This is a genomic window from Brevibacillus migulae (assembly GCF_004521915.1).
Classification (GTDB): Bacteria; Bacillota; Bacilli; order Brevibacillales; family Brevibacillaceae; genus Brevibacillus_F; species Brevibacillus_F migulae.
Genome location: NZ_SDKD01000001.1, coordinates 287,861 through 311,334, shown reverse-complemented (window position 1 = coordinate 311,334; position 23,474 = coordinate 287,861). Strand labels below are relative to the sequence as shown.

Annotated in this window: 26 protein-coding genes; 8 read left to right on the top strand and 18 right to left on the bottom strand. The window is 49.8% G+C overall.

The window, feature by feature from the left end; genetic code table 11:
* The first annotated feature begins 126 nt into the window (after positions 1–126).
* On the top strand, positions 127–831 hold the full coding sequence (locus EIZ37_RS01470; RefSeq protein ID WP_235827857.1) for a Crp/Fnr family transcriptional regulator: 705 nt from the start codon (positions 127–129) through the stop codon (positions 829–831).
* Between the two features lie 146 nt (positions 832–977).
* On the opposite strand, the gene EIZ37_RS01465 is transcribed toward EIZ37_RS01470, so the two are convergent.
* The 11 genes from EIZ37_RS01465 to EIZ37_RS01420 all read right to left on the bottom strand — a co-directional run bounded on the left by EIZ37_RS01465 (position 978) and on the right by EIZ37_RS01420 (position 10,596).
* Positions 978–2,597 (bottom strand): peptide ABC transporter substrate-binding protein, encoded by a 1,620-nt coding sequence (locus EIZ37_RS01465; protein ID WP_134682894.1) that lies wholly within the window; start codon positions 2,595–2,597, stop codon positions 978–980.
* 94 nt (positions 2,598–2,691) lie between these two features.
* A complete protein-coding gene (locus EIZ37_RS25825; protein WP_167568596.1) occupies positions 2,692–2,868 on the bottom strand; it encodes a hypothetical protein in 177 nt (58 codons plus the stop codon).
* Positions 2,869–3,281: 413 nt separating this feature from the next.
* Entirely contained in the window at positions 3,282–4,244 is a 963-nt protein-coding gene (locus tag EIZ37_RS01460) for an aldo/keto reductase (protein WP_134682765.1), read from the bottom strand.
* Between the two features lie 19 nt (positions 4,245–4,263).
* Positions 4,264–4,665, bottom strand: a complete 402-nt coding sequence (locus EIZ37_RS01455; RefSeq protein ID WP_167568594.1) for a MerR family transcriptional regulator — start codon at positions 4,663–4,665, stop codon at positions 4,264–4,266.
* Between the two features lie 112 nt (positions 4,666–4,777).
* On the bottom strand, positions 4,778–5,284 hold the full coding sequence (locus EIZ37_RS01450) for a DinB family protein (protein WP_235827856.1): 507 nt from the start codon (positions 5,282–5,284) through the stop codon (positions 4,778–4,780).
* A 25-nt stretch (positions 5,285–5,309) separates the two neighbouring features.
* Complete coding sequence (locus tag EIZ37_RS01445) at positions 5,310–5,891, bottom strand: type 1 glutamine amidotransferase family protein (protein ID WP_134682763.1); 582 nt, start codon at positions 5,889–5,891, stop codon at positions 5,310–5,312.
* 19 nt (positions 5,892–5,910) lie between these two features.
* Complete coding sequence (locus EIZ37_RS01440) at positions 5,911–6,303, bottom strand: VOC family protein (RefSeq protein ID WP_235827855.1); 393 nt, start codon at positions 6,301–6,303, stop codon at positions 5,911–5,913.
* Positions 6,304–6,356: 53 nt separating this feature from the next.
* Positions 6,357–7,334, bottom strand: coding sequence for a helix-turn-helix transcriptional regulator (locus EIZ37_RS01435; protein WP_134682761.1), 978 nt, complete (start codon positions 7,332–7,334; stop codon positions 6,357–6,359).
* A gap of 191 nt (positions 7,335–7,525) precedes the next feature.
* Positions 7,526–8,839, bottom strand: a complete 1,314-nt coding sequence (locus EIZ37_RS01430) for a NarK family nitrate/nitrite MFS transporter (RefSeq protein ID WP_134682892.1) — start codon at positions 8,837–8,839, stop codon at positions 7,526–7,528.
* Positions 8,840–9,239: 400 nt separating this feature from the next.
* Positions 9,240–9,770, bottom strand: a complete 531-nt coding sequence (gene hpf / locus EIZ37_RS01425) for a ribosome hibernation-promoting factor, HPF/YfiA family (protein ID WP_134682760.1) — start codon at positions 9,768–9,770, stop codon at positions 9,240–9,242.
* A 100-nt stretch (positions 9,771–9,870) separates the two neighbouring features.
* On the bottom strand, positions 9,871–10,596 hold the full coding sequence (locus EIZ37_RS01420) for a Crp/Fnr family transcriptional regulator (RefSeq protein ID WP_167568592.1): 726 nt from the start codon (positions 10,594–10,596) through the stop codon (positions 9,871–9,873).
* 188 nt (positions 10,597–10,784) lie between these two features.
* On the opposite strand from EIZ37_RS01420, the gene EIZ37_RS01415 reads away from it, so the two are divergent.
* The 4 genes from EIZ37_RS01415 to EIZ37_RS26675 all read left to right on the top strand — a co-directional run bounded on the left by EIZ37_RS01415 (position 10,785) and on the right by EIZ37_RS26675 (position 12,046).
* On the top strand, positions 10,785–11,018 hold the full coding sequence (locus EIZ37_RS01415) for a hypothetical protein (protein ID WP_134682758.1): 234 nt from the start codon (positions 10,785–10,787) through the stop codon (positions 11,016–11,018).
* Between the two features lie 49 nt (positions 11,019–11,067).
* The gene (locus EIZ37_RS01410; RefSeq protein ID WP_235827854.1) at positions 11,068–11,301 is read left to right on the top strand and encodes a hypothetical protein; all 234 of its coding nucleotides are present in this window, start codon (positions 11,068–11,070) and stop codon (positions 11,299–11,301) included.
* A 48-nt stretch (positions 11,302–11,349) separates the two neighbouring features.
* Positions 11,350–11,715, top strand: coding sequence for a group I truncated hemoglobin (locus tag EIZ37_RS01405; protein WP_134682757.1), 366 nt, complete (start codon positions 11,350–11,352; stop codon positions 11,713–11,715).
* Between the two features lie 244 nt (positions 11,716–11,959).
* Positions 11,960–12,046 (top strand): YjcZ family sporulation protein, encoded by an 87-nt coding sequence (locus EIZ37_RS26675; protein WP_134682890.1) that lies wholly within the window; start codon positions 11,960–11,962, stop codon positions 12,044–12,046.
* 268 nt (positions 12,047–12,314) lie between these two features.
* Here EIZ37_RS26675 and EIZ37_RS01395 read toward each other — a convergent pair whose 3' ends face one another.
* Positions 12,315–12,872 (bottom strand): flavodoxin family protein, encoded by a 558-nt coding sequence (locus tag EIZ37_RS01395; RefSeq protein WP_134682756.1) that lies wholly within the window; start codon positions 12,870–12,872, stop codon positions 12,315–12,317.
* 220 nt (positions 12,873–13,092) lie between these two features.
* On the opposite strand from EIZ37_RS01395, the gene EIZ37_RS01390 reads away from it, so the two are divergent.
* On the top strand, positions 13,093–15,234 hold the full coding sequence (locus EIZ37_RS01390; protein WP_134682755.1) for a GAF domain-containing sensor histidine kinase: 2,142 nt from the start codon (positions 13,093–13,095) through the stop codon (positions 15,232–15,234).
* A gap of 76 nt (positions 15,235–15,310) precedes the next feature.
* Here the strand turns inward: EIZ37_RS01390 and EIZ37_RS01385 are convergent, their stop codons facing one another.
* From EIZ37_RS01385 to EIZ37_RS01365, 5 genes are read right to left on the bottom strand one after another with little or no spacing between them, the layout of a single operon-like run.
* The gene (locus tag EIZ37_RS01385; protein WP_407921106.1) at positions 15,311–16,444 is read right to left on the bottom strand and encodes a M20 family metallopeptidase; all 1,134 of its coding nucleotides are present in this window, start codon (positions 16,442–16,444) and stop codon (positions 15,311–15,313) included.
* A 24-nt stretch (positions 16,445–16,468) separates the two neighbouring features.
* The gene (locus EIZ37_RS01380; protein WP_134682753.1) at positions 16,469–17,269 is read right to left on the bottom strand and encodes an ABC transporter permease; all 801 of its coding nucleotides are present in this window, start codon (positions 17,267–17,269) and stop codon (positions 16,469–16,471) included.
* Positions 17,266–18,108, bottom strand: coding sequence for an ABC transporter permease (locus EIZ37_RS01375; RefSeq protein WP_134682752.1), 843 nt, complete (start codon positions 18,106–18,108; stop codon positions 17,266–17,268). The genes EIZ37_RS01380 and EIZ37_RS01375 overlap by 4 nt, the downstream gene beginning before the upstream one ends.
* On the bottom strand, positions 18,105–19,205 hold the full coding sequence (locus EIZ37_RS01370) for an ABC transporter ATP-binding protein (protein ID WP_134682751.1): 1,101 nt from the start codon (positions 19,203–19,205) through the stop codon (positions 18,105–18,107). The genes EIZ37_RS01375 and EIZ37_RS01370 overlap by 4 nt, the downstream gene beginning before the upstream one ends.
* Positions 19,206–19,213: 8 nt before the next feature.
* On the bottom strand, positions 19,214–20,341 hold the full coding sequence (locus tag EIZ37_RS01365; RefSeq protein WP_134682750.1) for an ABC transporter substrate-binding protein: 1,128 nt from the start codon (positions 20,339–20,341) through the stop codon (positions 19,214–19,216).
* A gap of 191 nt (positions 20,342–20,532) precedes the next feature.
* Here EIZ37_RS01365 and EIZ37_RS01360 point away from each other — a divergent pair, with 191 nt between their 5' ends.
* Complete coding sequence (locus EIZ37_RS01360) at positions 20,533–21,291, top strand: IclR family transcriptional regulator (protein ID WP_134682749.1); 759 nt, start codon at positions 20,533–20,535, stop codon at positions 21,289–21,291.
* A gap of 189 nt (positions 21,292–21,480) precedes the next feature.
* Positions 21,481–22,047, top strand: a complete 567-nt coding sequence (locus EIZ37_RS01355) for a GNAT family N-acetyltransferase (RefSeq protein ID WP_134682748.1) — start codon at positions 21,481–21,483, stop codon at positions 22,045–22,047.
* A gap of 66 nt (positions 22,048–22,113) precedes the next feature.
* Here EIZ37_RS01355 and EIZ37_RS01350 read toward each other — a convergent pair whose 3' ends face one another.
* Positions 22,114–23,472 (bottom strand): ABC transporter substrate-binding protein, encoded by a 1,359-nt coding sequence (locus EIZ37_RS01350; RefSeq protein ID WP_134682747.1) that lies wholly within the window; start codon positions 23,470–23,472, stop codon positions 22,114–22,116.
* Positions 23,473–23,474 lie beyond the last annotated feature (2 nt).

The following is a 23,474-nucleotide window of genomic DNA, read 5'->3' as shown; positions in this document are numbered from 1 at the left end:
TCTCACATGACAAAAGAAAGAAACCCTTCATCGTCCAAAAGATGTCACGATTTTTCCCAGCAATGTCATGCTATAATAAGGAGAAATTTGAGAACCGACAGTCAACGCGAGCGGGAGGTGCAGCGATTGATCAAACATTTATCTTTTATTGAACAGGTATCTCCTGAGTTTCTGACTCAGCTGGAACAACTTGGAACGAAGAAAAAAGTGGCAGTAGGTTCTGTCCTCTATATAGATGGAGATCAAGCCGATTATTTGTATTTACTCGACAAGGGACAGGTAAAGGTAACCAAAACAACCGTGGATGGGAAAGAGTTGACGCTCCAGGTATTTGGCCAAGGTGAGCTGGTAGGTTTGGCAGGTTTGTTTGAACCAAACGTCCCGTATACGAATACGGCAACGATGCTGGAGCCCGGTGAAGTCAGTGCGATTCCGCGCAGTGCGCTGGAAAAGCTGCTCATGGGCAATGGGGAATACTGCGTAGAATTTTTGCGCTGGATGGGGGTCATGAACCGCCGCATGCAATCCAAGTTCCGCGATCTGCTGCTGAACGGAAAAATCGGTGCGCTTTACTCCACGCTGATCCGTATGTGCAACACATACGGAGAAAAGCGTGATGACGGCATTTATATCAACTTATCCCTGACCAACCGTGATCTGGCCCAATTCATTGGCCTCACCCGCGAAAGCGTGAATCGCATGCTTTCTGATCTGAAGAAATTGGACGTGATTGAACTGTTACCGCAAGGCCATCTGTTGATCAAAGACCTGGATTACCTGAAGGAAGCGATCTTCTGCGACGATTGCCCGCCAGAAATCTGTCAGATGTAATCACAAAGAAACCGTGAAGCAAGCAATTGATTTGCATGCGTTCACGGTTTTCATTTTAGTGCGGAAAATATTTTTAGAAAAAACTTGGCTACGCCAAGTCTTTTGCGGAGCTTAGTTGCTCTTATATCGGAGAATTTACTAAATTCTTATCGACCAAAATAAGCCCATTTGTACTGGGCATTGCCGAGCCCCGAAATTACTACCTCTTTCAAGGAAGGATTCTTCGCATACACGGTCGTTTTGAAGTAAAAGGGGATCACCGGCATGCCTTCCATCAGAACCTGTTCAGCCTCACGCAGGATGGCCTTGCGTTTTTTGGCATCCCCTTCCCTTGACGACTTTGCCAAAAGGTCCGTGAAGCGCGGGTCGCTCCAGCCTGTATGGTTGTTGCCGCCTTTGTCGCGGAAAATCTCCAGAAAGTTGATCGGATCGTTAAAATCTCCCGTCCAGCCCATCCGCGCCACCTGATAGTTGCCCTTTTTGATGTTGTCGTAATAGACCGTCCACTCCTGGTTTTCCAGCTTCACCTCTACCCCCAGATTTTTTCGCCACATATCCTGTACGGCTTGGGCGATTTGGGCCTGGGCCTCATCGGTGTTGTAAGAGAGCGTGATAGGCGGCAATGCTTTGACATCCGCATACCCTTCCTCTTTCAGCCCTTCGGCGAGAAGCTTCTTGGCGGTCTCGACATCATGATCTTTGAAAAAGCCTTTCTCATTTTCCGGAAACATGGATGTGGGTACGACCGCCATCGCGGGGATTTCTCCGCCCTGCGTGACGTTATCCACCAGTTCCTGCCGGTTGATCGCATAGGCAAAGGCTTTGCGAATTTTCGCGTTGGAGAATGGTTTTTGCGCGGTGTTAAATTCATACCAATACGTCCCCGCTTTTGGCACGATTTCCAATGCGCCTTTCTCTTTCAGCGTGGCCATTGCATCCAATGGAATATTTCCTGCCGGAGCGCCTGCCCAATCCAGCTCCCCGCTTTCAAACAGACTCAGCTCCGTATTGGCTTCATTGATCATGAGCATCTCGATCGATTCCAGCTTCACATGCTGTGCGTCCCAATAATGCTCGTTTTTCTCCAGCATGATTTTGTTTTTATGCTCCCATGCCACCATCTTGAAGGGACCGTTGGACGTATACAAATCTCCCGCATTTTCCGCCCATTTGGGATTGTCCTTGGCGATCTTGCTGTTGATCGGGAAATAAGTGGTGAAGGCTGTCAGTTCCCGAAAGAACGGAGTAGGGTTTTCCAGCTTCACTTCAAGCGTCCGATCGTCCAGCGCTTTTACGCCAACAGCGTCGACCGGGCCTTCCCCCTTGTAGGCTTTTTCCGCATTCTTGATGTAAAACAGCTGATACGCATATTCCGATGCGTTGGCTGGAGTCAGCACCCATTTCCACGCATATTCAAAATCATGAGCGGTTACCGGATCGCCGTTGGACCATTTTGCATTATCTTGGAGGATAAACGTATAGGTTAACAAATCCTCCGATACCTTGATTTCTTTCGCCATGGCTTCCTCTGGTTCCCCGTTTTGATTGATGCGGGTTAAACCCTCGAATGTTTGCATGAGTACATTCGAAGACCAGATATCGGTTGCCAGACCGGGATGGAGCGAGCTTGGTTCCGTGAATGTATTGAGGTGCAGCTTCTGCTCTTTGCCTGCTTCCCGCGCCTGTGCCGGTGCACTGGCAGCGTTATTCTGCTCAGCCGGAGCGGTCCCGTTTCCCGAAGATGGCTGATTACAAGCAGTAAGCATAAATGCAGCCAAGCAGGCCAGGCTGAAAGAAAATATCCGTTTCTTCTTTTTCAATGTACGACGCCTCCCCCATAACCTCTCAGTCTAAATGGAATCAGTCTCTGTCTGCAGCGTTCCGCATTTCCGCCGACTGCTGCAGGTAGTTTTTCAGCTCCTTCAATTCTTGCTTGATCAGCGCAAGTTCGGCCCGCGCTTCCAGCTTGAAAGCTTTGACCTCGCTTCTGATGCATGCCAATTCGTTCATAATCGGTTCTAAAGATTGATTGTCCATCGACTGCCTCCCCTTTTGGAAATATTGCTAATTTTATGAATTCCATTTACATACAATGAATCCTTTCTTTTCCTCGTTCTTTTCCTTCGCCAAAGATACACGGGTCGTGCCAACATAGTGGTGGGGGAAGGGAAGAGAGGGCGTGGCTCCGTACTTGCCACACCTGCGAGGGAGGATGACTGTCCGGTTCCGCTTCCAAAAACGGTACGTCGCGCAAAAGTTTCAAAGAAGCGTATTCAACTGGCGAGGTTGCGCGACAAGCGTGTACCGTTTTTGGAAGCTCCACCTTGGTAGGCGTGGCAAAAACTCCGCCCGTCCCTCTCTTCCCTTCCTCACGTGGCTGTTGCGTAAATTCAAACAGAATAAAGCACCCTTGCTCTAGGGTGCTCTCTGAACGTGAAACAGCATCAACATCATGCCATCGCTTCATTTAATTCTTTCATTTCTGCTGCACTCAGCTCCACATGGAAAGCTCCCAAATTCTCTTGCAGCTGCTCCAGCGTACTTACTCCGATGACCGGAATGACACGGGGAGTGCTCTGCAGCATCCATGCCAGTACGACTTGATTTTTGGTTGCGCCTTTTTCCTGCGCCACTTTTTCCAAAGTCGCATAACGCGCATCATTGTCCAGCGTCACATATTTCACCGGATATTTTGCGAGATTGTCTGTGTACGCCCCATGCAAAAGCGGTGAGTACGCGACTAGTGTCATATCCTCATTTGTTTTGCAATAATCCAACAATTCCTGGCCCGCCACTACCTGCAAACCGAAATCAGCTCCTGCCTTCGGACGCAGGTACGAGTAGCGCTGCTGCACGCAGCAATACGCTGCCCAGCCATTGGAGTGGCTGATATGTTTCGCTTGCTCGATCCGCCACGTCATCATGTTGCTGCACCCGATCTGTCTGACCTTGCCCGCTCGGACCAGACGATCAAATGCTTCCAGTGTCTCTTCCAGCCGTGTCTGTCGGTCATCAATATGCGCATAATACAGATCGATATAGTCGGTACCCAAACGTATCAGGCTTTCATCGACCGCCTTTTCAATCGCTTTGGCAGACAGGCCTTCCACGTGCTCGAGGCCAGTTCCCGGAATCGTCGGCATCGCTCCCACCTTGGTGGCGATCACCATTTCATGTCGATTCCCCCGCTCCTTCAGCCATTGTCCGACAGCGGCTTCGCTTTCGCCTCCCCGGCCTCCTTCCGCCCAAATCGCATAATTGTTTGCCGTATCCAAAAAGCGTCCCCCGGCTTCGTAATAGTGATCTAACAGCGCAAAGGAATCGCCCTCGTTCAATTTGGTTCCGAAATACATGCATCCCAGACTCATGGCACTTACTTCCATCCCGGAATTGCCCAAATTCACCGATTTCATCACCCGTTCCCTCCCTTTTCTATTGCGTACGAAGTTCTCCGGTTTGCTGCAGCAGCTCACTTTCCTTTTTCCGGTAGTAAGCCACTTTCTTGTCGAGATACGCCATCGTCTTCTGGATTTGCTCCAACTGATCACGCATTCGTTTTGCATGAAGCTCGAGCAGCTGCCTCCGTTCTGTGTAATTGGTTTTTCCCAATTGCGCCAAATTGAAGAATTGCTTCATCTCCGCGATCGGCATATTGGTTGCCCGCAAGCACTGGAGAAAACTGATCCAATCCAGATCATTTTCCGTGTAACGCCGGTGTCCATTGGACGCTCTGGCTACATGATCCATCAGTCCAACCCGTTCGTAGTAGCGCAGCGTATGGACAGTCAATCCGGTGCGCTCCGCTACCTGTTGGATGGTTAATGCATTTTCCATCAGCTTCCACCTCCTCGATGTGGAAAGTATACGATTTCGAGTGCACTCAAAGTCAATAACCTTGTCGAAAGAAAAAACGCCTATCTCCAACGATAAGCGTTTCGGAATTTCCTTACCTGCTGGACTCATACAGGTAGAAGATATAATCGGTGGGGACGCCTGTATGTCCCATTTGCCGCAGCATCGCAGTCAGATTGCCGCGATGGTATGTACCATGATTGACGACATGCTGGATAAGATCCGCGTAGCTTGCCTGCAGAGTTCCATAAACCGGGTGGCTCACTGAAGTATGCGCATCCAGATCGGCTTGCTGATCGAAATAGGCTAGGTACTTCTCTTTCACCGAATGATAGAGCCGTTCCAATTCATCCAGCCCTTTTCCTTTTGCTTCACCCGCCAGCTGGCCGGATGCCGTACGAATCTCTTCAAAGCTTTTGCCTTGTATGGCGTACAACCATACCTGATCGATCATGAGAATGTGGACCAATCCTTCATGCAGCGAGGAAAACACGCTTTTTACCTCTCCGTGGATGACTGATTCAGGCAGCTCCTTCAAGTGTTGAAAGAATTTCTGATTGGCCCATGTGTGAAAATCATAAAGCTTGATCGCTTTGTGCATGACAGTCGATTCCCCCTTTATCGGTTCAAGCCTGGACGTACCCATGCTTGAAAATGGCAAACCATTGTTCCAGCTCATCTTGTTTCAGCACCTGCAATCGCTCGAGGATCTGTTTGCCAAACTCGACCGCCGCGCTTCCATTCGCGGTGATCAGATTGCCCTCCGATACCGATTGCGCCTCGATATAATGGGATTGTCCCTGATATTCGGGGGCATTTGCTTGCAAATACGGCAACGAGTTTCCGGTATGAGGCTGATCATCGAGAAACCCATGTCTCCCCAAAAACGTGGTCGCATCGCAAATCGCTGCCACCGGCACGCTGTGAGCCACACATTGCGCAACCAACTTTTTGGCCTGCTGATTTTTTTCTTCCCCCCATCCCGTTCCACCCGGGAGGATCAGCATGGCAAGCTGGTCATGGACCGCATACCCCTCGAGCACATAATCGGGCAATACGGTCAAGCCACCCATCGATTTCTTGGGCCCAGCATCAATCGCAATCGTCTTCACCTGATAACCGCTCTCTGGCTTGTTCAGCTCTGCGCTCACATAGCTGGCTTCCCAATCGGCAAATCCATCCGTTACAAAGATCAATACTTCCTTCATTCTTATTTCCTCCCTCATGTCAAAGCAATTGATAAAGCTCGATGGTGTTGCCATCGGGATCGCGCAGGTGGGCGACGCGTGCGCCCCAATCCTCGCGATTATGCGGCTCCTTCAGGAATGAGACCCCTTTTTGCCGCAAATATTCGTATCTCGCATCGATGTCCTCCGCGCCAAAATCGAGCACGACGCTTGTCGGGATTTTCGCTGTGGCTCGCTCATAGGCTTCGCCAAGCGCATCCGCCATCGTTTTTCGTGTCATGATCTCGATTTTTGCCTCCCCCGTATTGAAATTGGCATACTCTGCCTCCTCCACATACCATTCTAGTGGAATTTCGAGGATATCCCGATAAAACGCGACACTTTGCTTAAAATCCGAGACCAGCAAGCGGATGCCATACAGCTTCAAGAACATCCCTCCTCGAATGATTTATCTTGATCATAGATGAACTTCACTGACAACTACGGTCAGTGAAGTTCGGTTTCAGCAGAATAATAGGCGTACAGCTCAGCGGTAAGCTCGACCATTTTTTCCTTCAGCATTTGCGGTTCTACTTTTTTAATGGATTTTCCATAACCAACGAGAATGTATGGCACGTAGTAAAGGACGGATTCTTTTTGCAGTAAAAATTGCGCCCGCTGTTCGCTGCGCTCTATCAATCCGTGACCAAATAGCCAATGGTCACATAGATCATTCAGCGCTGCTTCCTTCGCATGAATCGTAACCGGAATCAGCTGCTCCCTGTTGTCCAGATCGGGCAGCAATCTGCTCAGAAAAAAGTGTCGGGCCGAAAATCCTTCAGGCCTTGTGAACGTTCCGTCTGTCGCGGATAACGTGCGAATTCGATCCGCCCGAAAGCTGCGAATCTCCCCGCGTAGATGGCAGTAAGCGACGAGATACCAATTGTTTTTCCAGTAGACCAGCCCATATGGATCGATCTGTCGGGTCTGTGGAGCGGTAGCCATTCCTTTGTGGTACGCCATCGTGAGCGTCCGTTCGTTCCCTACCGCCATTTCCAGCTCTTGCAGCTTCTGTTCCAAGGCGGTGTCGGTTGGCGGATGAATGACATCAAAGCCTACGATATGGCGGTTTATCATGTTTTGCTGCTCTTGGCTGGTATACTTGCGGAGTTTGGCTATAGCCCGATCCAATGCCTCCCCGTGCGGATATCCCGCCTCTTTGGCAAACTTCGCGGCATGGGTAAGAGCCTTTTGCTCCTCCATGTCAAAAAATAACGGCGCTTCTGTAAATTCATGAAGCAGGCTGTAGCCGCCATTGTGTCCAGCATCCGAGATGATCGGAACCCCGCTGGCGCAGAGTGCGTCGATGTATCGATAGACCGTGCGAATGTTGATCTCTAAAGTTTCCGCCAGCTGCTTGGCGGTTATCTTTTTCTTCGTTTTTAACAGCCATAAAATCGACAGCATATTGTCGGCTTTGGACATGCCTATCTTTCCCCTCTAAAACCCCTTTGGTTCTGCTTGAAAAAGGTATATCGTCCATTATACATGGCTTTCCATTTTTTTGAAGACCAAACGCTCCAAGATTATAAGAAGGGGGATAGCATGAAGCTTCCGTGTACAAAGAATGAGAAAAAGCGGAATGGACTGAGGTCCCATTCCGCTTCCCGTTGTGATTAGGCATTGGTTTCCTTTGCCATGACAAAGCTTGTATGCTCCGCTTTTCTGCTTTGGTAGTAGTACCAGTTCAGCAGGATCGAAACGAAGTAGAAGGCGATAAAGAAGTAAAGCGCTGTGACAGGAGTTCCTGTCGCTTTCACCGACCAGCCAAACAGTTTCGGGATGAAGAAGGAGCCATATGCTGCGAAGGCAGCTGTGAAGCCGAGTACTGGCGCCGCTTCTTTTGGCGGGAAAATGTAAGGGATCATCTGGAAGGTCGAGCCTGAGCCTATCCCTGCTGCCAAAAACAGTACCAGGAAAGCGGTCAGGAATCCGGCAAAATCATGCTGATTGATGAAATAGATGACGGAGAAAGCGCCCAGCCCCATGATGAATAGTACAACGCTTGTTACACGGGCCCCGCCGAATTTATCGGAGATCCACCCGCCTGCCGGACGGGCTGCCGCTGCCACAAAAGCACCGAGGAAGGCCAACGATACATATTCAGGGAATTGCGACTTGAGCAACAGCGGGAATGCTGCCGAGTACCCGATGAAAGAACCGAAAGTGGCGACATACAGCCAAGTCATAATCCAGGTGTGCTTCCGTTTCACAATCACAAATTGCTCTGCGACCGATTGCTTGGTGCCAGGCAGATTATCCATGCCGAAGTAGGCGATGACCGTCATGACCAGTACGGGAATGACCCAGATGAAAGCGGCGTTTTGCAGCCAAAGCTCCTGACCGTTTTTCAGCATCAGCCCGTCGCCGCCGATGAAGGCAAAGGTACCTGTGGTAATAATCAGCGGAGTGACGAATTGGACCACCGACACACCCATGTTTCCGAGACCGCCGTTAATGCCGAGCGCCGTTCCTTTTTCCTTTTTCGGATAAAAGAAGCTGATGTTCGCCAGAGACGAGGAGAAGTTCCCTCCGCCGAGACCGCAGAGCGCTGCCAGAAGCAACATCACGGAATACGGGGTGGTTGGATCCTGCACGGCAAACCCGATCCCGAGCGCAGGAACCGCCAGTACCGCCGTCGAGATCACGGTCCAGTTTCTCCCTCCGAACTTGCCTACGGCGAAAGTGTAAATGAAACGAAGTGTAGCCCCTACCAACCCCGGAACCGCTGCCAAGGTGAACAACTGCTCCTCTGTAAACGAAAATCCGATATCATTCAATCTTACCGCTACAACCGACCAGATCTGCCAGACGATAAACGCCAGCATGAGCGATGGGACAGAAATCCATAAGTTTCGCGTAGCGTGGCGTTTGCCTTCTTTCTTCCAGAACTGTTCATTTTCCGGTTCCCATTTCGTAATTCTTGCCATCATGTTCCCCAACCTTTCTACGTGCTTTTGTACGCCATCGAGCGTTTCTTGAACCGCTCATTTTGTGAATAAAATCACATAACTAAAACTATTTGTGCACCTCTTATCGGGGTATGCTCCCCTTGTGCGAAACCCCACCCGACCCGTTATCGTCCTGTATGATTGTGATAAAGTCCGTGCTCTCGCTTTGAAGTGGTGTTTCATGACTTTATCTTACCTGCCGGCAATGCCCCTGGTTGTGATTATTCTCACAAGACCAGCACGTTTTCGTCCGTTTTTTCAAGGAATGATTGATCTGGATCCAATCCACTTTGTTTTTTCGCAATAGAAAAAGCGAAGGACTCCTCCTCCGCTTTTGTCACGATGAAGCTCAAACGTTCCCGGGCCGGTTCGAGCTTTATCAAACCCCTTGCTCAATCAGTCCGTAGCCCCCATCATTCCGCTTGTATACCACGTTTACTTGGCCATTTTCGGCATTGGTAAAGATGAAAAAGGTATGACCGATCAAATCCATCTGCATGATCGCTTCTTCCACGTCCATGGGCTTATACTCAAACTTCTTGATCCGCACGAGTTGGTCTGCATCCTCCTCTTCGTGCACAGGAGCCGTGGGCAGAGGCTGGGCCGCGGCTTTTCGATTCTGGCTTTCCATACGATCTTTATATTTGCGAATCATGCGGTTTAATTTATCGGTGACCAGATCTACAGAAGCATACATGTCTTCCGAGGATTCCTCCGCCCGAAACATGGTGTTTCCTGCCGGGATGGTCACTTCCACCGTATGTTTTTTCTTCGTTACACGCAGCGTCACCCGACAATCGTCCGCATCTGTCAGCAGATCAAATTTTTCAAGACGCCCTACCTTGTTTTCAACGTACTCTTTTAACGCAGGCGTAATGGTGATGTGGTCTCCATGAATGCTGCATCTCATGCGAAAAACCCCTTTCCTCTACTGGGAGCCGCTCATGCTCCCTGTCTTCATTATGGGACGGAGCGGGATGCTGCGAGGTGACGAAAATCACACCCGCACGCTATAAGCGGCACACTTCATTGGGACAATTCCGGCATTGGCAAATTTCCTTTAAAAATTCGATATCCCGGATGGTGATATAGCCTTGCTCGATCGTGACCACTTTCGACCGTTTCAGCTTGCCCAGCATGCGATTGACACCTTCCCGTGTTGAACCGATCAACTGCGCGAGATCGGTATTGGTGTATTTGCGGGCGATCCGTACGCCATCACCAGCTGGTTGGCCTACCGTCCGTGACAGTCGGATTAACACGGAGCACAGCGCCCCCAGCTTTCCATAAAGGAACAGATCGCGCAGCTTGAATTGGGTAATCCGGTTGATGAGTCCCGCCCAATTCACAAAACGAACAGCCAGTTCATGATGCTCCTGCAGCAAGGCAAACAAATCCTTCTGCCGGATCATGCCCACCATCCCGTCATGCGTGACCTCTGCCGCAAAGCCGTGACTGACTCTCCCCCACTCATTCAATTCGCCGTACAGATCTCCGCTTTCCAGCAAATGCAGGACCACCAGACATCCGTCTTCAATCGGCTTCATGACTTTCACCTTGCCTGTCTCGATAAAGTACAGATAATCTGCCCGATCCCCCTCGCGAAACAGAAAAGTACCCTTCGTCATTTTCCGGAAGGTCATCTTGCTTTCCAACAAGTGCAGCTGCTCCGGAGTAAAGATTCCGCTGTTCGGTTTTCCCGGCGGTTGATAGCTCTGCTGTTTGATCGCGCCCATTGTTTCTCCCCTCTTTTCTGCGCTTTCAAGCGATAAACCCAGTCTATCTGATGACCTTACCCTGCCGTTGTGAGGTTGGTCACTATTCAGGTTGAGTTGGCGGCTATAAAAAGTGTGATTTTGATCACAGAAAATCCTCTTCGAACTTGATATCATTTGATTATTCTTTCTGATGGAGTGGAATTGACATGACCCTTTCTGAAGTGAAAGATCTGTTTTTCCAATGCGAATACCCCTTTTATAAAGGGTTAACCATACATGAAACGGTTGTCAATGCGACTCTGTACAGCTTGAAATGCGAATGTAAAAAGGAGATCGCCATTGACATATCAGACCCGCAAAAAGCGATTCACCAGCTCGCGATTGAAATCATCAAGTTCCGCAGCATGGAAATGCAAGCAGACGATCCACGTTTTGCATAATGGCCTTCTAGCCGTGGCACACTCCTACTATTGAGAGGGAGGGAGCATCGTGAGCCACCAAGTCGATCATCAGGCTGATCCACAGCGAACCATCGAACCGACTGTCTTGCTCGAAACCTTGAAAGCATCGCTGAGCATGGAAAATGAGTTGATGCGCACCTATCTGATTACAGCCGATCGAATCCACGACAATGAAGACTTGAAAGTCCGTCTGCAAAATTTTGCGGAAGGGAATGCCAAGCGGACACAGCAGCTGCTGGATGAAATCAAACGCATGCAATGAGTCGTTTTTTGACACCGACAACTACGAATGGGGAAAGGAAGTTTTACCATGCCTACGCAAACATCTCTTTACGAAAAATTGGGTGGCGAGGAGGCGATCAGCAAAGTCGTCGATACTTTTTACGATCTCATCCTGGCTGATCCGACCGTGAATCATTTCTTTGAAAACACCGATATGGAAAAGCAGCGCAAGCATCAGACAAAATTTATCAGCTTCGCTCTGGGTGGTCCCAATCAATATACAGGCGGTTCTATGGCGAAAGTACATACCGGAATGAATCTGCAGGAAAATCATTTCCAAGCGATTGTCGATCATCTGACCGAAGCGCTTCGCCGTCATAATATCGGACAAGAGGATATAAACGCAGCATTAGCCAAAGTCGCGACATTGAAAGATGATATTTTGTACAAGTAAATCGGGCACAATAAAAAGCTGTCTAGGGGTCATGAAGCTGATTCCAAGACAGCTTTTTTGCGTTTCGGGCGGTGGGCGGTATTCCTCAAGGCTTGCCAATAAAAAAAACCGAAGCGAATATTACGGGCAATATTGTGTATTTGCCTTTATTTTTAAGAATTAGTCTCTTACCTAAAGAGCATCTTATAGGCTTCTCATAGTGTGTAATGTACCTACCGAAATTATTACAAGGGGCTGAAACGCAATGGGTCTTTTCAAAAACTGTGATGATTTTGTTTTAATCCTGGTCCTGTTCATTTTGTTGGTTATTGTTGGGGAATCTGATTGTTAACGATGAAGGTTGAACTTGTACGATGAATGAATGAATGAATGAATAAGAATACAATATCCACATGAGCACCGCTAGCCAAAACCTACCTCACTTCGCTTCACCCCAGTAGGTTTTGGCGTTTTTATTTCGATTCTCTCATTCCCCAGCAACCATCTACCTTTACTGTTGACCCTGGAGCTTTGATATAAGACAAATCACTTCATTCACATGAATTTTAACGCAAAAAACAAGCTGACATCCCGATAAAGGACTGTCAGCTTGTTCCTTTTTACTTTTCGCCAGCGAGACTCAATTTCTCCCGCAGCTGCTCCGCCAACAACAATGCTCGCTGATCCTTCCTGACATCCCCAGGCCGGTTCCCTTTCCCTAAAATATATCCGTCATATCGCGTCCCAAAGAAACCGAAAATATGCTGAAACTGTTGAATCAGAGGCAGGCCTTTCAGGTGCGAGTCATCATCCCCTCCTACTGCAATCACATAGGCGGTTTTGGCGGCCATCTTTTCTCGGAAGTGCGGCCGTTTTTCATCACGCAATGTCTGCGACCAGCGATCGATAAAGTTTTTCATCAGTCCCGACATGCCGTACCAATAAATCGGAGTAGCAAAAATGATGGTGTCATGCGCCAACATACGGTCAATGACCGCTTCGTAATCATCATCGACCGGCTGAAACCCCTGTTCACTGTGCCGAAGGTCCTCTATAGGACGAATCGTGTAATCCTTCAAAATAATACGCTCCGCTTCCAGCCCCTTTACCGCACGCTCGGCAAGATACTCGGTATTCCCATTTGGCCGGGTTCCTCCGTAAATGACCGCTATCGACATCTTTACCCGCTCCTTATTCTTACTTGCAGCAATATGAACATCATTATAGAGCAGCGCCTTCTTTCGAAAAAGCGGATGATATCGATGGGAACCATAGGAAAATTCGAATTCAGCATTCTACATGTTTGTGCAGGTCCATATTCAAGTGATCGCATTCTATTGATATAATATTTTGGTAATTGAAAGTATCGCTCTCCACCAACTTGAAAGGACGAATACCATGGCAATACCGGAAATTGGAGATGCCCCTCCTTCTTTATCGGGTTCGATCACCCGTCATATGCTGTCTTATCAGATCGTCGTCATCACACTATGCGTGCTCATCGCGTTTTTCTTTTTCCAACGCATACCAAGCTATTATGATTCATTATTGCAAAACTGCATCGGTAAGGCTTGCTCTCCTTACTATCCGCCTACTACCGTGAATCAATTGGCAGCGGATGGTTTGACCCCTGAAAGCTATGCTCTTCTTTTCGTCGCAATCGACTGCACACTCGTCGCAATCTATTATCTGGCGGCTACCATCCTTCTCTTCAAATGCCGTCGTGAACCACTTGGCCTCTTGGCGGCACTCATGCTGATCTCGTTTGGAACTGTCTTTCCGATGCTGACCTGGGTGGCATCGATTGGACATCCGATGTTGAACCTAATCAATCAACTCGTATCAGCCCTTGGCTGGACTACCTTTTTCTTGTTTTTTTTCTTATTCCCATACGGCTCCTTTGAACGGGGGTGGATCACGAAGATCACTTTTCTAACCTGTTCATTATTTGTCATCAGCAACCTGCTCCCTGCGGAAATAAATGGAAATGTATGGGTGGTATCCATCAAGGAAGTTGTTCTGCTAATCGCTTTGTCTCTGCTCACTTATACGCAGATATCCCGCTACCGAAAAATGTCCACCCCGGAACAGCGCCAACAGACCAAATGGGTAGTTTATGGCGTTGCCATTGTCATTTTCTGTTGGACGGGATTGAGTGTCCTCTTTGATCCGGCTTTTGCATGGCGACCGTTATGGTATGCAATTTTAAATGTGCTTCTTTATTCGATTATGTCAATCATCCCGTTGACCTTATCGTTTGCCATCCTCCGCCACCGATTATGGCAAATCGATCCGATCGTCAAACGAACCATCGTCTATACTGTCCTCTCTGTTTGCATCATTGCAATTTATACCTTATCTGTTCAGTATCTCAGCCGCTTGTTCCAAACACAGGACAACATTTTCATCTCTTTGATCGTGACCGGTCTCATCGCCGTACTCTTTTCTCCGATGAAAGAGCGTTTGCAGCGAGTGGTCAATCGGCTGATGAAAGGAAGGCATGACGATCCTTACGCTGTTCTGGCGGATCTGGGGGATCAACTGGTAAAGCCCATTGAGCCAAGAGCCATGTTGGATGTCGTTGTATACACAATCAAGGATGCTCTTCGACTGCCCTTTACCGCCATCGAAATCGATGTAAACGGTCAGGACACGCTGGCCTCATCAGCAGGTGAACCAACAGACGATGTGATGTCCTTTCCGATCATTCATCGCGGCAATGCGGTGGGCACGATCTATGCATCTCCGCGTTCAAGCGGAGAACAATTTACGAAAGAAGATGGTAAACTCCTCTCGGTGCTGCTCCAACAAGCTGGCCCCATTGTCCAGAATGTCAACATGACCCTAGGCCTCCGATTGCTGACGGAGGATTTGCAAAACTCGCGTGAGAAAATGATTCACGCACGTGAAGAGGAACGAAGGGAAATACGGCGTAATCTCCATAATGAGCTTACGCCGAGATTGGCTGATATTGCCAAAAGCGTGGATCTGGCCGAATCGTATTTGAGAGAAGCGCCAGACACTGCTGTAGAAATCTTGAGTGATTTTCGCAGCATGATCCGTGCCATGGTAGACGAGATTCGTACGCTCGTTCATGATTTACGCCCCCCATCCCTCGACGAGCTGGGGTTAATCGGAGCCATCCAGGAACGCATCCATGAGCTGTGCAATACTCCTAATCGGTTTGATAACCGTGAAAGTTCCCATACGCCGAAGATCAATTTGGTCACACCACAGCAGCTTCCTCCCCTTCCAGCCGCTGTAGAGGTTGCAGCTTTCCGGATCGTCACGGAAGCCTTGTCTAGTGTTGTACATCATGCTCCGGCGCTGCATTGCGTCGTGCGGCTGGAGATCTCTTCCACTCAACGGTTATTAATCACCGTAACCGATAACGGGTCTGGCGCCCAGTCAAAGCACTCCCCAAAGGAAACGATCGGATTGTTTTCTATTCGCGAGAGGGCAGCAGAATTGGGCGGGACTTGTACCATAGATCATCTACAGCCATCCGGGACGCGGGTGATTGCTGAGCTGCCGTTTTAATAGGCAAATACGCTCATCAAAATGAAAAGGGTCAGCCAGTAAAAAAACTGGTTGACCCTCTCTTTTGAAGCCTTTCTTAACATTCTTCCAGCAATCTAGCCAATAACGAAATGCGGCTAGGGATACTGGACAGCTCTATGTTCTCTTGCGGTGAATGAGCAAAAGCTCCTTGGGCGCCGAGACCATCGAGTGTAGGGACGCCGCGGGCAGCCGCGAAATTCCCGTCACTAACACCGCCTGTACCGGATTCCCTCAGATCCATTCCGAGCTCTTCCCATGCGATGCGCTGGGCCAAAGCAAACAGCTTGCCTGTCGCCTCGGTTCGCTGCATCGGCGGTCTGCGAATGCCGCCGGTGACGGTCAGCTTCGTGCCTGGCAACGTCGGCTTCAGCCCGCGAATCAACGCTTCGATGCGCTGGGCTTCTTGGAGTGTCATGATCCGCACATCGACCTCCGCTTCCGCATGATCCGCGATCACATTGGCCCCGATCCCGCCTTTGATCACACCGACATTCACTGTTGTCCCCTTTTCAAAATCCGTCAGTGCGTGCAAGTATTGGATCTGCCGCGAGAGCTCCTCGATCGCGGATACCCCCTTTTGCGGATCCACTCCGGCATGTGCGGAAATCCCTTCGACGACCAGAATGAAATGGGCGCTGCCTTTTCGCCAGGTCTTGAGCGCTCCTGTCGGTTCCGTCGGCGGCTCCAGCACAAAGGCCGCTTCCGCTCGCTCCGCTTCCCGCTCGATCACCGCCCGCGATGTCGGACTGCCGATCTCTTCATCCGAATTCAGCAGCAGCACGATTTGCTTGTCAGCCGGCAATCTCCCCTTTTCCTTCAACAGTCGGAGAGCGAAGATTGCCTGCAGGACACCTGCCTTCATATCATAGACACCGGGTCCGTATGCCCTGCCATCTTTCATGGAGAAGGGACGCTTACTCGCCTCCCCCTCCTTCCAGACCGTATCATAATGACCGAGGATCAGGATTCGTCTGGGTCCCGTTCCGATTACGCAGCGGAGCTGATCCCCATAGGTGGCATTGGGGATTCGCTCCACGGTCCCGCCTGTGAGCGCGGCAAACTGTTTGGCAAACCAATCGGCCATGCGGTCACCCAGCTGTTTGTCTTTTGATGGAGAGTCCATATTGACGCATTGCTCAAGCAGCTGCAGCAAATGCTTGATCTGTTCTTCTTCGATTTGGATATCCATTGCCATGTTGGTGCGTCATCTCCATTAATGTGATTGCGAGTTCAGGCCGAACAGTCGCTCGAGTCCGTATACTTTTTCCAGCAGAATGATAAAGACCAGACTCAGGAGGATCACTACCGTTGAGATGGAAGCCACCAATGGATCCAATGTTTCCTGCATGTAGCTGAAGATCGCCAAAGGCAGTGTCGTTGTATCCGGAGCGACTAAGAACAAGGAAACCGTCACATTGTCAAACGATGTCAGGAACGAAAAAATCATGCCCGAGACGATTGCAGGGCGCAGCAGCGGCAGTGTGATATCCCAGAATACGCGCAGCGGATTGGCCCCGAGCATAAACCCCGCTTTTTCCAAGGTGTAGTCAAACGTGCTCAAGCCTGTCAGCACCAATCGCACCACGTACGGGATCGAGATCAGCGCATGGGCCAAGAGCAGCCCCGTGAAGGTGCCGGCAATCCCGATCTTCGTAAAAAAGAGCAATGCAGAGATCCCGATGATCAGGGACGGCACCGTCAGCGGCGACAGCAGCAGGCTGTTGATGATCCCGCTTCCGCGAAACTTGTAACGGTGCAGCGCCATGGCTGCCAGCGTCCCTAGAATCGTAGCCAGCACAGCCGTCACGGCGGCAAGCTCCAGACTAAAGATCAAGGAATCGATAAACTCAGGCCGCTCCAGAATCATGGTGTACCATTGCCAGGAAAACCCTTCCGGCGGAAAAGACAGAAAGCCTGCTGCAGTAAAGGAGCTTGGAATGATCACCAGAAACGGAAGATTGACCAGAATCAGTACGATCCACGTAATCACGGCGAGGATGTTGATCTTTTTCATGATGCAAACACCTCTTTATACCGCTTCGTCTCCACGATTTTCGTAAACGCGGAAACAAGCAAGATCGTACTGCCAAGCAGCAGAAAGGCCAGTGCCGCACCTAACGGCCAGTTCAGTGTCGACATGATTTGTTCATAGGCGATCACCGGGAGCACCTTCACAGAGGTTCCCCCCATGAGTGCCGGTGTGACAAATGCGCTCATCGACAGCGAAAAAACCAGTGTGACCCCAGCAAAAATACCGGGCACACACAGCGGCAGAGTGACGGTGAAGAACGTCCGCACCCGCGATGCCCCCAATATTGAGGCCGCCTTGGACAAGGAGGGGTCGATCGCGTACAAGCTGGTCGCGATCGCGAGCACCATATAGGCGATAAAAGAGTCTGTCAGACCGATCACGACTCCCAGTTCGTTGTACAGCAGCCGCAGCGGTTCATCGATAATGCCAAGCGAGAGCAGCATTTGATTGATCCAACCGCCCTCGCCCAGCACGACCACCCAGCCAAAGTTGCGAATCACGACCGAGATCAAGTGCGGAGCCAGGATGAGCATCGTGATGATTCCCCGCATTTTTCCCGTAGCTTGAGCCATGTACATCGCCACCGGAAAAGCCAGCACCAGCGTGGTCAGCACCGTCCACAGACTGACTCGAATCGTCCGCCATAAAATCTCAACGTAAAACGGATCCTGCACAAACAGCAGATAGTTTTCGAATGAAAAAGACTCTTGCGCGTTTTCAAAGCTTAAGAGAAACATCAGCAGCATCGGAAGCAGAAAGACACCGAGCAGAATGATCATGCTGGGCGCTGTTAGCAGCAGGACGGGGAGTCTTTTGTTCATAGACGATCCCCTTCTGCCGGCATGACAAGCACATCCTCTTCATGCCACTGGCACAGGACGGAGCTGCCTGGTGTAACGCCAGCGAGCTTTTCCAACATCTGCACCTTCACGTCCAGGATTTCACCGCCCGCTTGCACCTGACATTCTGTAAACGCCCCCAAGAACGATGTCATCATAAGCTGCCCGTTCGCCTGATTGACACCTGCTGGCGCTGTCTCTGCGGAAAGAACGATTTTTTCCGGACGGATAAAGACAGTGACACGCTGCCCTTCTTGCACCGCTTTTGCCGGTTGGAGGGCGCTTACCACAAAACCCTTGTCTGTCTGCACCTTCATCCGATTGCCTTCCACTTTGGTGACAACGCCATGCAGCCGGTTGGTTTTGCCGATAAACGTATGCACGAATTCCGAAGCCGGATTGTGATAAATCTCAGTCGGTGTGCCAATCTGTTCCACGCTGCCGTGGTTCAGCACGACAATCCGGTCGGACAAGGACAGGGCCTCTTCCTGATCATGCGTGACAAAGATCGTCGTGACCCCGATTTCCTGATGAAGACGCTTCAGTTCATCCCGCAGTTCTTCACGCAGCTTGGCGTCCAGATTGCTGAGCGGCTCGTCCAACAGCAGCAGGGATGGCTCGATAACCAAAGCACGAGCGATTGCAATCCGTTGGCGCTGCCCGCCGGATAACTGCTTGGGATAACGGTCAGCGACATTCGGCAGCTTCACCAGGTCGAGCACACGCTGCACACGTTCCTGCATTTCTGCCTTGCTTTGCTTCCGCAGCTTTAGGCCGTAGGCGATATTTTCCGCTACTGTCATATGGGGAAACAGCGAATAGGTCTGGAACACCATCCCCAGCTCCCTCTTGTATGGAGGGACCCCGTTCATCCGTTTTCCTTTGATCAGCAGATCGCCTTCATCCGGTTCGAGAAAGCCTGCGATCATATTCAGCGTGGTCGTCTTTCCGCATCCCGAAGGACCAAGAAAGGAGATAAACTCCCCTTTCTCGATCTGCAGGCTGAAGTCATGAACCACGATGTTGTTTTGGAATTTCTTCTGGATGTTCCGCAGTTCAACGTCGATCATCTTTTCCAATGTGGCACCTACTTTCCTACGTGTGGAGCAATTTCCTTGTTAAAGCGATCCAGCCAAGCTGGGGTTTGCGTACCAACGGCTTCCAAATCGAAAATTACGACTTTGCTGCGGTCGAATTCAAGCTTTTTCGCAACATCATCCGGCAGCTTCACAGCAGTAGCCGGATTGTAATACAGCTTGCTGGCATACATCGTCTGCACTTCGTCACTCAATAGGAAATCAATGAATGCTTTTGCGGCTTGCGGATGTTTGGCATTTTTCACGATGGTGGCGATGTTCGGTACAACGTTGCCACCCTCAGCTGGGAATACGAACTCCAAAGGCAGTCCTGCTTCCTTTTGCGTCAAGCTGCGGGCCATGGTCCAGGTGGTATAGGCTGCAGTCTTGTTTTGCAGATTTTGCTGAAGCTGTGCGGCACTCTTGGCAAAGGTTGGCATATAGCCTGCAATCGTTTTCAATTTCTCGAATCCAGGCTCCATGTTTTGCTCCGAACCGCCGTTGGCATACGCCAGCATGATGGTTGTCGAGCGTCCGAAGTTGCTCGCGATATCGGTCATGGTGATGTGGCCTTTTACCTCTGGTTTCGCCAGATCATTCCAGGACGTAGGGACAGGCAAGTTCTTCTCTTTCACGATTTCGCTGTTATAGGAGATCCCCATCGGTGTGAAGTTGACGGTTACACCGCTGAAATCACGCACTTCGAGGTCTTTCGGCACATTTTTCATATTTGGAATGTCATCTTCGGACAGCATTTCCCACAAGCCTTCTACGCGGCCTTTTTCCTGCTCGCCTCCCTCGATGACGGTCATATCAATTTGCGGGGAGCCTTTTTGCGCTTTGACCTTCGCTACAATCTCCGTGGATACGCCCGATACATAGGTCAATTTGACATTAGGATATTTCTCATTAAATTTTTTGAAAATCTCATCTTTCATCAGCTTCTCGACAGTAGCGCCGTTGCCAGCGATGACAAGCGAATCTTCCAACTGAGGCTGCTGCGCTGCCGGTGCAGCTGACGTATTGCCAGATGGCGCAGGGCTGGATGACTGCTGCTGAGGTGCGGAAGAGCCACAGCCGGCCAACAGGGAGCCTGTCAGCGTCAAAATCGATAAGACGGAAAGTACTTTTTTGTTCACGTTTTTATCCCCCTAATCGTCTGTATTGTTCACGTATAGAGAACATGATTTGCTATACGAGAACGATAATGTTACAATAGCATAAAGATACTGAACATTCAATACAAGCCCGATTACGAATTTTCGGGTTGTATGATAGACTGTTAGAAGTGTTCGTGACTTATTTTTTCATATGAAGGAGTATCAAAAGAATGGATCACTTCCTCTCTTCCGTTCGCAACAGCTGTACGCTTCTCAAACTATTTCTCGATTCTCCCAAGGAAATGGGAGTAACCGAGCTGAGCAAAAAGCTCTCATTGTCCAAGGGAGCGGTCCATAAAATCCTTTCCACGCTTGAAGCAGAAGGATTCATCCGGCAAAATCCAAAAACAAAGCAATACACGCTAGGGTTTACCCTGCTCGAGCTGGGCAGCAAAGTGATTTCGAACCACGACATCGTTGATTTCTCGCAGCCCTTTTTATCTCAGCTCGCGAAATCAACCAATGAGCTGGCCGTGCTCTGTGTACTGGACAAGACCGATGCGCTGTACGTATCCAAGGTGGACTCGATTCATCCCATCCGCTTCAATGTGGAAATCTATCGTCGCTTTCCGCCATACTCGACCAGTGGCTCGCGTGTTCTGCTCGCCTACCAGTCCCAGGAATATCAGGACCAGATCTTACAAGATGCAGAGCTGATTTCCTATACTTCGCAGTCATTCACTTCGATCGAAGAAATCAAACAGAACCTGCTGGAGATTCGCAGACAGGGCTACGAAATCAGTTCGAATCGCCGCAACCTGGGAGTTACCGGCTTTGCCGCCCCGGTTTTCGATGCCAGCGGTGAGGTCACTGCTGCGGTTAGCGTCATCGGACCGACCGACCGTATCGCCCCACAGCAGTCTGCCGTTCTTGAGCAGCTGCTGGCGACGACGCAAACGATGTCAGCGCAGCTAGGCTATCGTGCGTGATCTTTGGTTTGCACAAGATAAGGCAAAAAAGGCACCGAAAAAATCGGTGCCTTGCTTTTTTCTGTTGAGGCTTGGCGAAGCGCATGAATCCACCTATAATGGATATGATTTCCACCTCATTGTTGAAAGGACTGAATGATGCCCAGGTAACCGTACATTACTTTCAGATTAAAAACGAGGAGTACGTTTATGCAAATCAAACCACTCACTACCGATCGATTGCAATTAAGCCCTCTGCAGCTGGATGATGCACAGGACTTATACGCAATCTGGTCTGATGCCAAAGTTACCAGGCACATGAACATTACCGCATTTACAGATGTGAAGCAGGCTGAAGAAATGATCGCGCTGCTTCAGGAACTGGCACAGGAAGAAAAAGCCTGCCGCTTCAGCATTCAATTGAAGCCAACGAATACCATCATCGGTTCTTGCGGCTTCAACTACCTTGATTTTGAGAATGAAAGAGCGGAAATCGGATATGAGCTGGGTTATTCCTACTGGGGCAACGGATATGTCACGGAGGCACTGCACTCATTGCTTGCCTTTGGTTTCCAAGAGCTCGGCCTCAATCGAATCGAAGCAAAAGTAGAGCCGGAAAACACCAACTCGATAAAAGTCTTGCAAAAGCTGGGGTTTGTAGAAGAAGGCTTATTGCGACAATATGAAAAATTAAAAGGAGTACTGGTCGATTTGCACCTATATTCCTTGCTGCGCAATGAGTGGACGATGAGCCCATCACCAGCGAAAAATAGGTAAAACTCCCCAGCCCCAACACGGAAAGGGTGGCCCATGCATGCTCACATGCCGGCCACCCTTCCCCTTTTAGCGCATTGTTGGCTTTGAACCCTCAAGCAGTCTCCGTTCATCCAATAAAATTTGGCGGTCATACTCCGTTTCTCTTCTTATTTGCGAGATGATATCCGTAATGGCTGTAGCCGCATCCGCATTTTTCATCATCATGTGCTTGATTCCGTCATTCAAGCTTTTCTGTACCTTTGTATCTAAAGGTGTCAGCGCAAACTCCTTCATTTGGTTGGCCAAACGAACAAAAAGCGTCTCTACTTGCTGCCCCCCGAAAAAGAGATTGCTGCTGCCCGCCAATTCTACCTCTTTCCGCACAGGAAGATAGGCGGGCACTTGTCCTGGAGCCAATTGCCGTTTCATCATGAACTGGATAAAATCCCAAGCATACACCTTGTAGGAGGAATACTGACTAACGGAAATGGAAGAAGATCCCGCCCATCCGTTCAGATCAAAGGGCAGTCTTGTGACTCTCCATTTCCCTGCTGTCTTGGGGGTCATGTTGCGAATCCTTTCATATTCGTTCGCGCCGCGATAGATCATCGCCATTGATCCAGAGCGGAGCAGATACTCTTCCGGCGGCTCTTCTTCCACTTGTTCGTGTAATTTCGGGTCAAGGCCACCTTGCTTCAATTTCCTGGACAGATAATACGCCGAGAAAAAATGGCCGCCACCTGTAAAACGCAGCTGGTCATCAAACACGCCCGTTGTGGATTGATACAGAAAGAAAGGGGTGTCTGGCCGATCGTTGATATAGTACCCATGCTCAGCCAGCGTCTTGGCCATTTTCAGCCAATTGTCCGTGATTTCCATATAACGGGCCAATTCCTCTGGCTCTGTCGGAAAGCCAAATTGCGCCAAAATGTCTGCGCGGTAATAGGTCACAAGCGGTGAAGTTGCCAAAGGAAAGGCAAACATCCGCTGTTTGTCAAAGCTTTGGGTCGTTTGCCACAAGGCCGGAGGGACATCCTTCATGTAGGTCTCAGCCTGAAAAGGGGATTGCCGCAAATCCGCAAGTCCAGAGATGGCGGTAAATTCCCCCAGGTCGTCTTTGCTGATCACCATTAGATCCGGGGCACGCCGATTGGCCAACGCATCCAGCATTTTCTCTTTATGTTCTTCGGTACGATTGCGGGTTAAGACAATCTCAATCTGCGGATGCAGCCGCTCATAAGCTTCGATATGTTCGTCCCAGCCTTCTTCGGAAACCCATAGACGGAGTTTGATTTTTTCGTTCGTTTGGGGAGGAAGCGGCGGCAGGTCACTTTCCACCGCATGCTCGGAGCCAGCGGGTGGAGATGCCGACTGCATACCCGTACATCCCGTGATCATGATCATGCAAGAGACAAGCAGGGAACAGACGCCGTATAATTTTTTCATTC

What these genes read in the sequence shown, in the direction of transcription:
- EIZ37_RS26675 (WP_134682890.1), top strand. Translation starts at nt 11,960, where the DNA reads ATGGGTCTTTTCAAAAACTGTGATGATTTTGTTTTAATCCTGGTCCTG.
- EIZ37_RS01435 (WP_134682761.1), bottom strand. Translation starts at nt 7,334, where the DNA reads ATGTCCAAAGCCGACAATATGCTGTCGATTTTATGGCTGTTAAAAACG.
- EIZ37_RS01455 (WP_167568594.1), bottom strand. Translation starts at nt 4,665, where the DNA reads ATGGAAAATGCATTAACCATCCAACAGGTAGCGGAGCGCACCGGATTG.
- EIZ37_RS01350 (WP_134682747.1), bottom strand. Translation starts at nt 23,472, where the DNA reads ATGAAAAAATTATACGGCGTCTGTTCCCTGCTTGTCTCTTGCATGATC.
- EIZ37_RS01360 (WP_134682749.1), top strand. Translation starts at nt 20,533, where the DNA reads ATGGATCACTTCCTCTCTTCCGTTCGCAACAGCTGTACGCTTCTCAAA.
- EIZ37_RS01430 (WP_134682892.1), bottom strand. Translation starts at nt 8,839, where the DNA reads ATGGCAAGAATTACGAAATGGGAACCGGAAAATGAACAGTTCTGGAAG.
- EIZ37_RS01380 (WP_134682753.1), bottom strand. Translation starts at nt 17,269, where the DNA reads ATGAAAAAGATCAACATCCTCGCCGTGATTACGTGGATCGTACTGATT.
- EIZ37_RS01355 (WP_134682748.1), top strand. Translation starts at nt 21,481, where the DNA reads ATGCAAATCAAACCACTCACTACCGATCGATTGCAATTAAGCCCTCTG.
- EIZ37_RS01440 (WP_235827855.1), bottom strand. Translation starts at nt 6,303, where the DNA reads ATGTTCTTGAAGCTGTATGGCATCCGCTTGCTGGTCTCGGATTTTAAG.
- EIZ37_RS01375 (WP_134682752.1), bottom strand. Translation starts at nt 18,108, where the DNA reads ATGAACAAAAGACTCCCCGTCCTGCTGCTAACAGCGCCCAGCATGATC.
- hpf (WP_134682760.1), bottom strand. Translation starts at nt 9,770, where the DNA reads ATGAGATGCAGCATTCATGGAGACCACATCACCATTACGCCTGCGTTA.
- EIZ37_RS01385 (WP_407921106.1), bottom strand. Translation starts at nt 16,444, where the DNA reads ATGGATATCCAAATCGAAGAAGAACAGATCAAGCATTTGCTGCAGCTG.
- EIZ37_RS01395 (WP_134682756.1), bottom strand. Translation starts at nt 12,872, where the DNA reads ATGTCGATAGCGGTCATTTACGGAGGAACCCGGCCAAATGGGAATACC.
- EIZ37_RS01390 (WP_134682755.1), top strand. Translation starts at nt 13,093, where the DNA reads ATGGCAATACCGGAAATTGGAGATGCCCCTCCTTCTTTATCGGGTTCG.
- EIZ37_RS25825 (WP_167568596.1), bottom strand. Translation starts at nt 2,868, where the DNA reads ATGGACAATCAATCTTTAGAACCGATTATGAACGAATTGGCATGCATC.
- EIZ37_RS01415 (WP_134682758.1), top strand. Translation starts at nt 10,785, where the DNA reads ATGACCCTTTCTGAAGTGAAAGATCTGTTTTTCCAATGCGAATACCCC.
- EIZ37_RS01405 (WP_134682757.1), top strand. Translation starts at nt 11,350, where the DNA reads ATGCCTACGCAAACATCTCTTTACGAAAAATTGGGTGGCGAGGAGGCG.
- EIZ37_RS01420 (WP_167568592.1), bottom strand. Translation starts at nt 10,596, where the DNA reads ATGGGCGCGATCAAACAGCAGAGCTATCAACCGCCGGGAAAACCGAAC.
- EIZ37_RS01465 (WP_134682894.1), bottom strand. Translation starts at nt 2,597, where the DNA reads ATGCTTACTGCTTGTAATCAGCCATCTTCGGGAAACGGGACCGCTCCG.
- EIZ37_RS01460 (WP_134682765.1), bottom strand. Translation starts at nt 4,244, where the DNA reads ATGAAATCGGTGAATTTGGGCAATTCCGGGATGGAAGTAAGTGCCATG.
- EIZ37_RS01445 (WP_134682763.1), bottom strand. Translation starts at nt 5,891, where the DNA reads ATGAAGGAAGTATTGATCTTTGTAACGGATGGATTTGCCGATTGGGAA.
- EIZ37_RS01450 (WP_235827856.1), bottom strand. Translation starts at nt 5,284, where the DNA reads ATGCACAAAGCGATCAAGCTTTATGATTTTCACACATGGGCCAATCAG.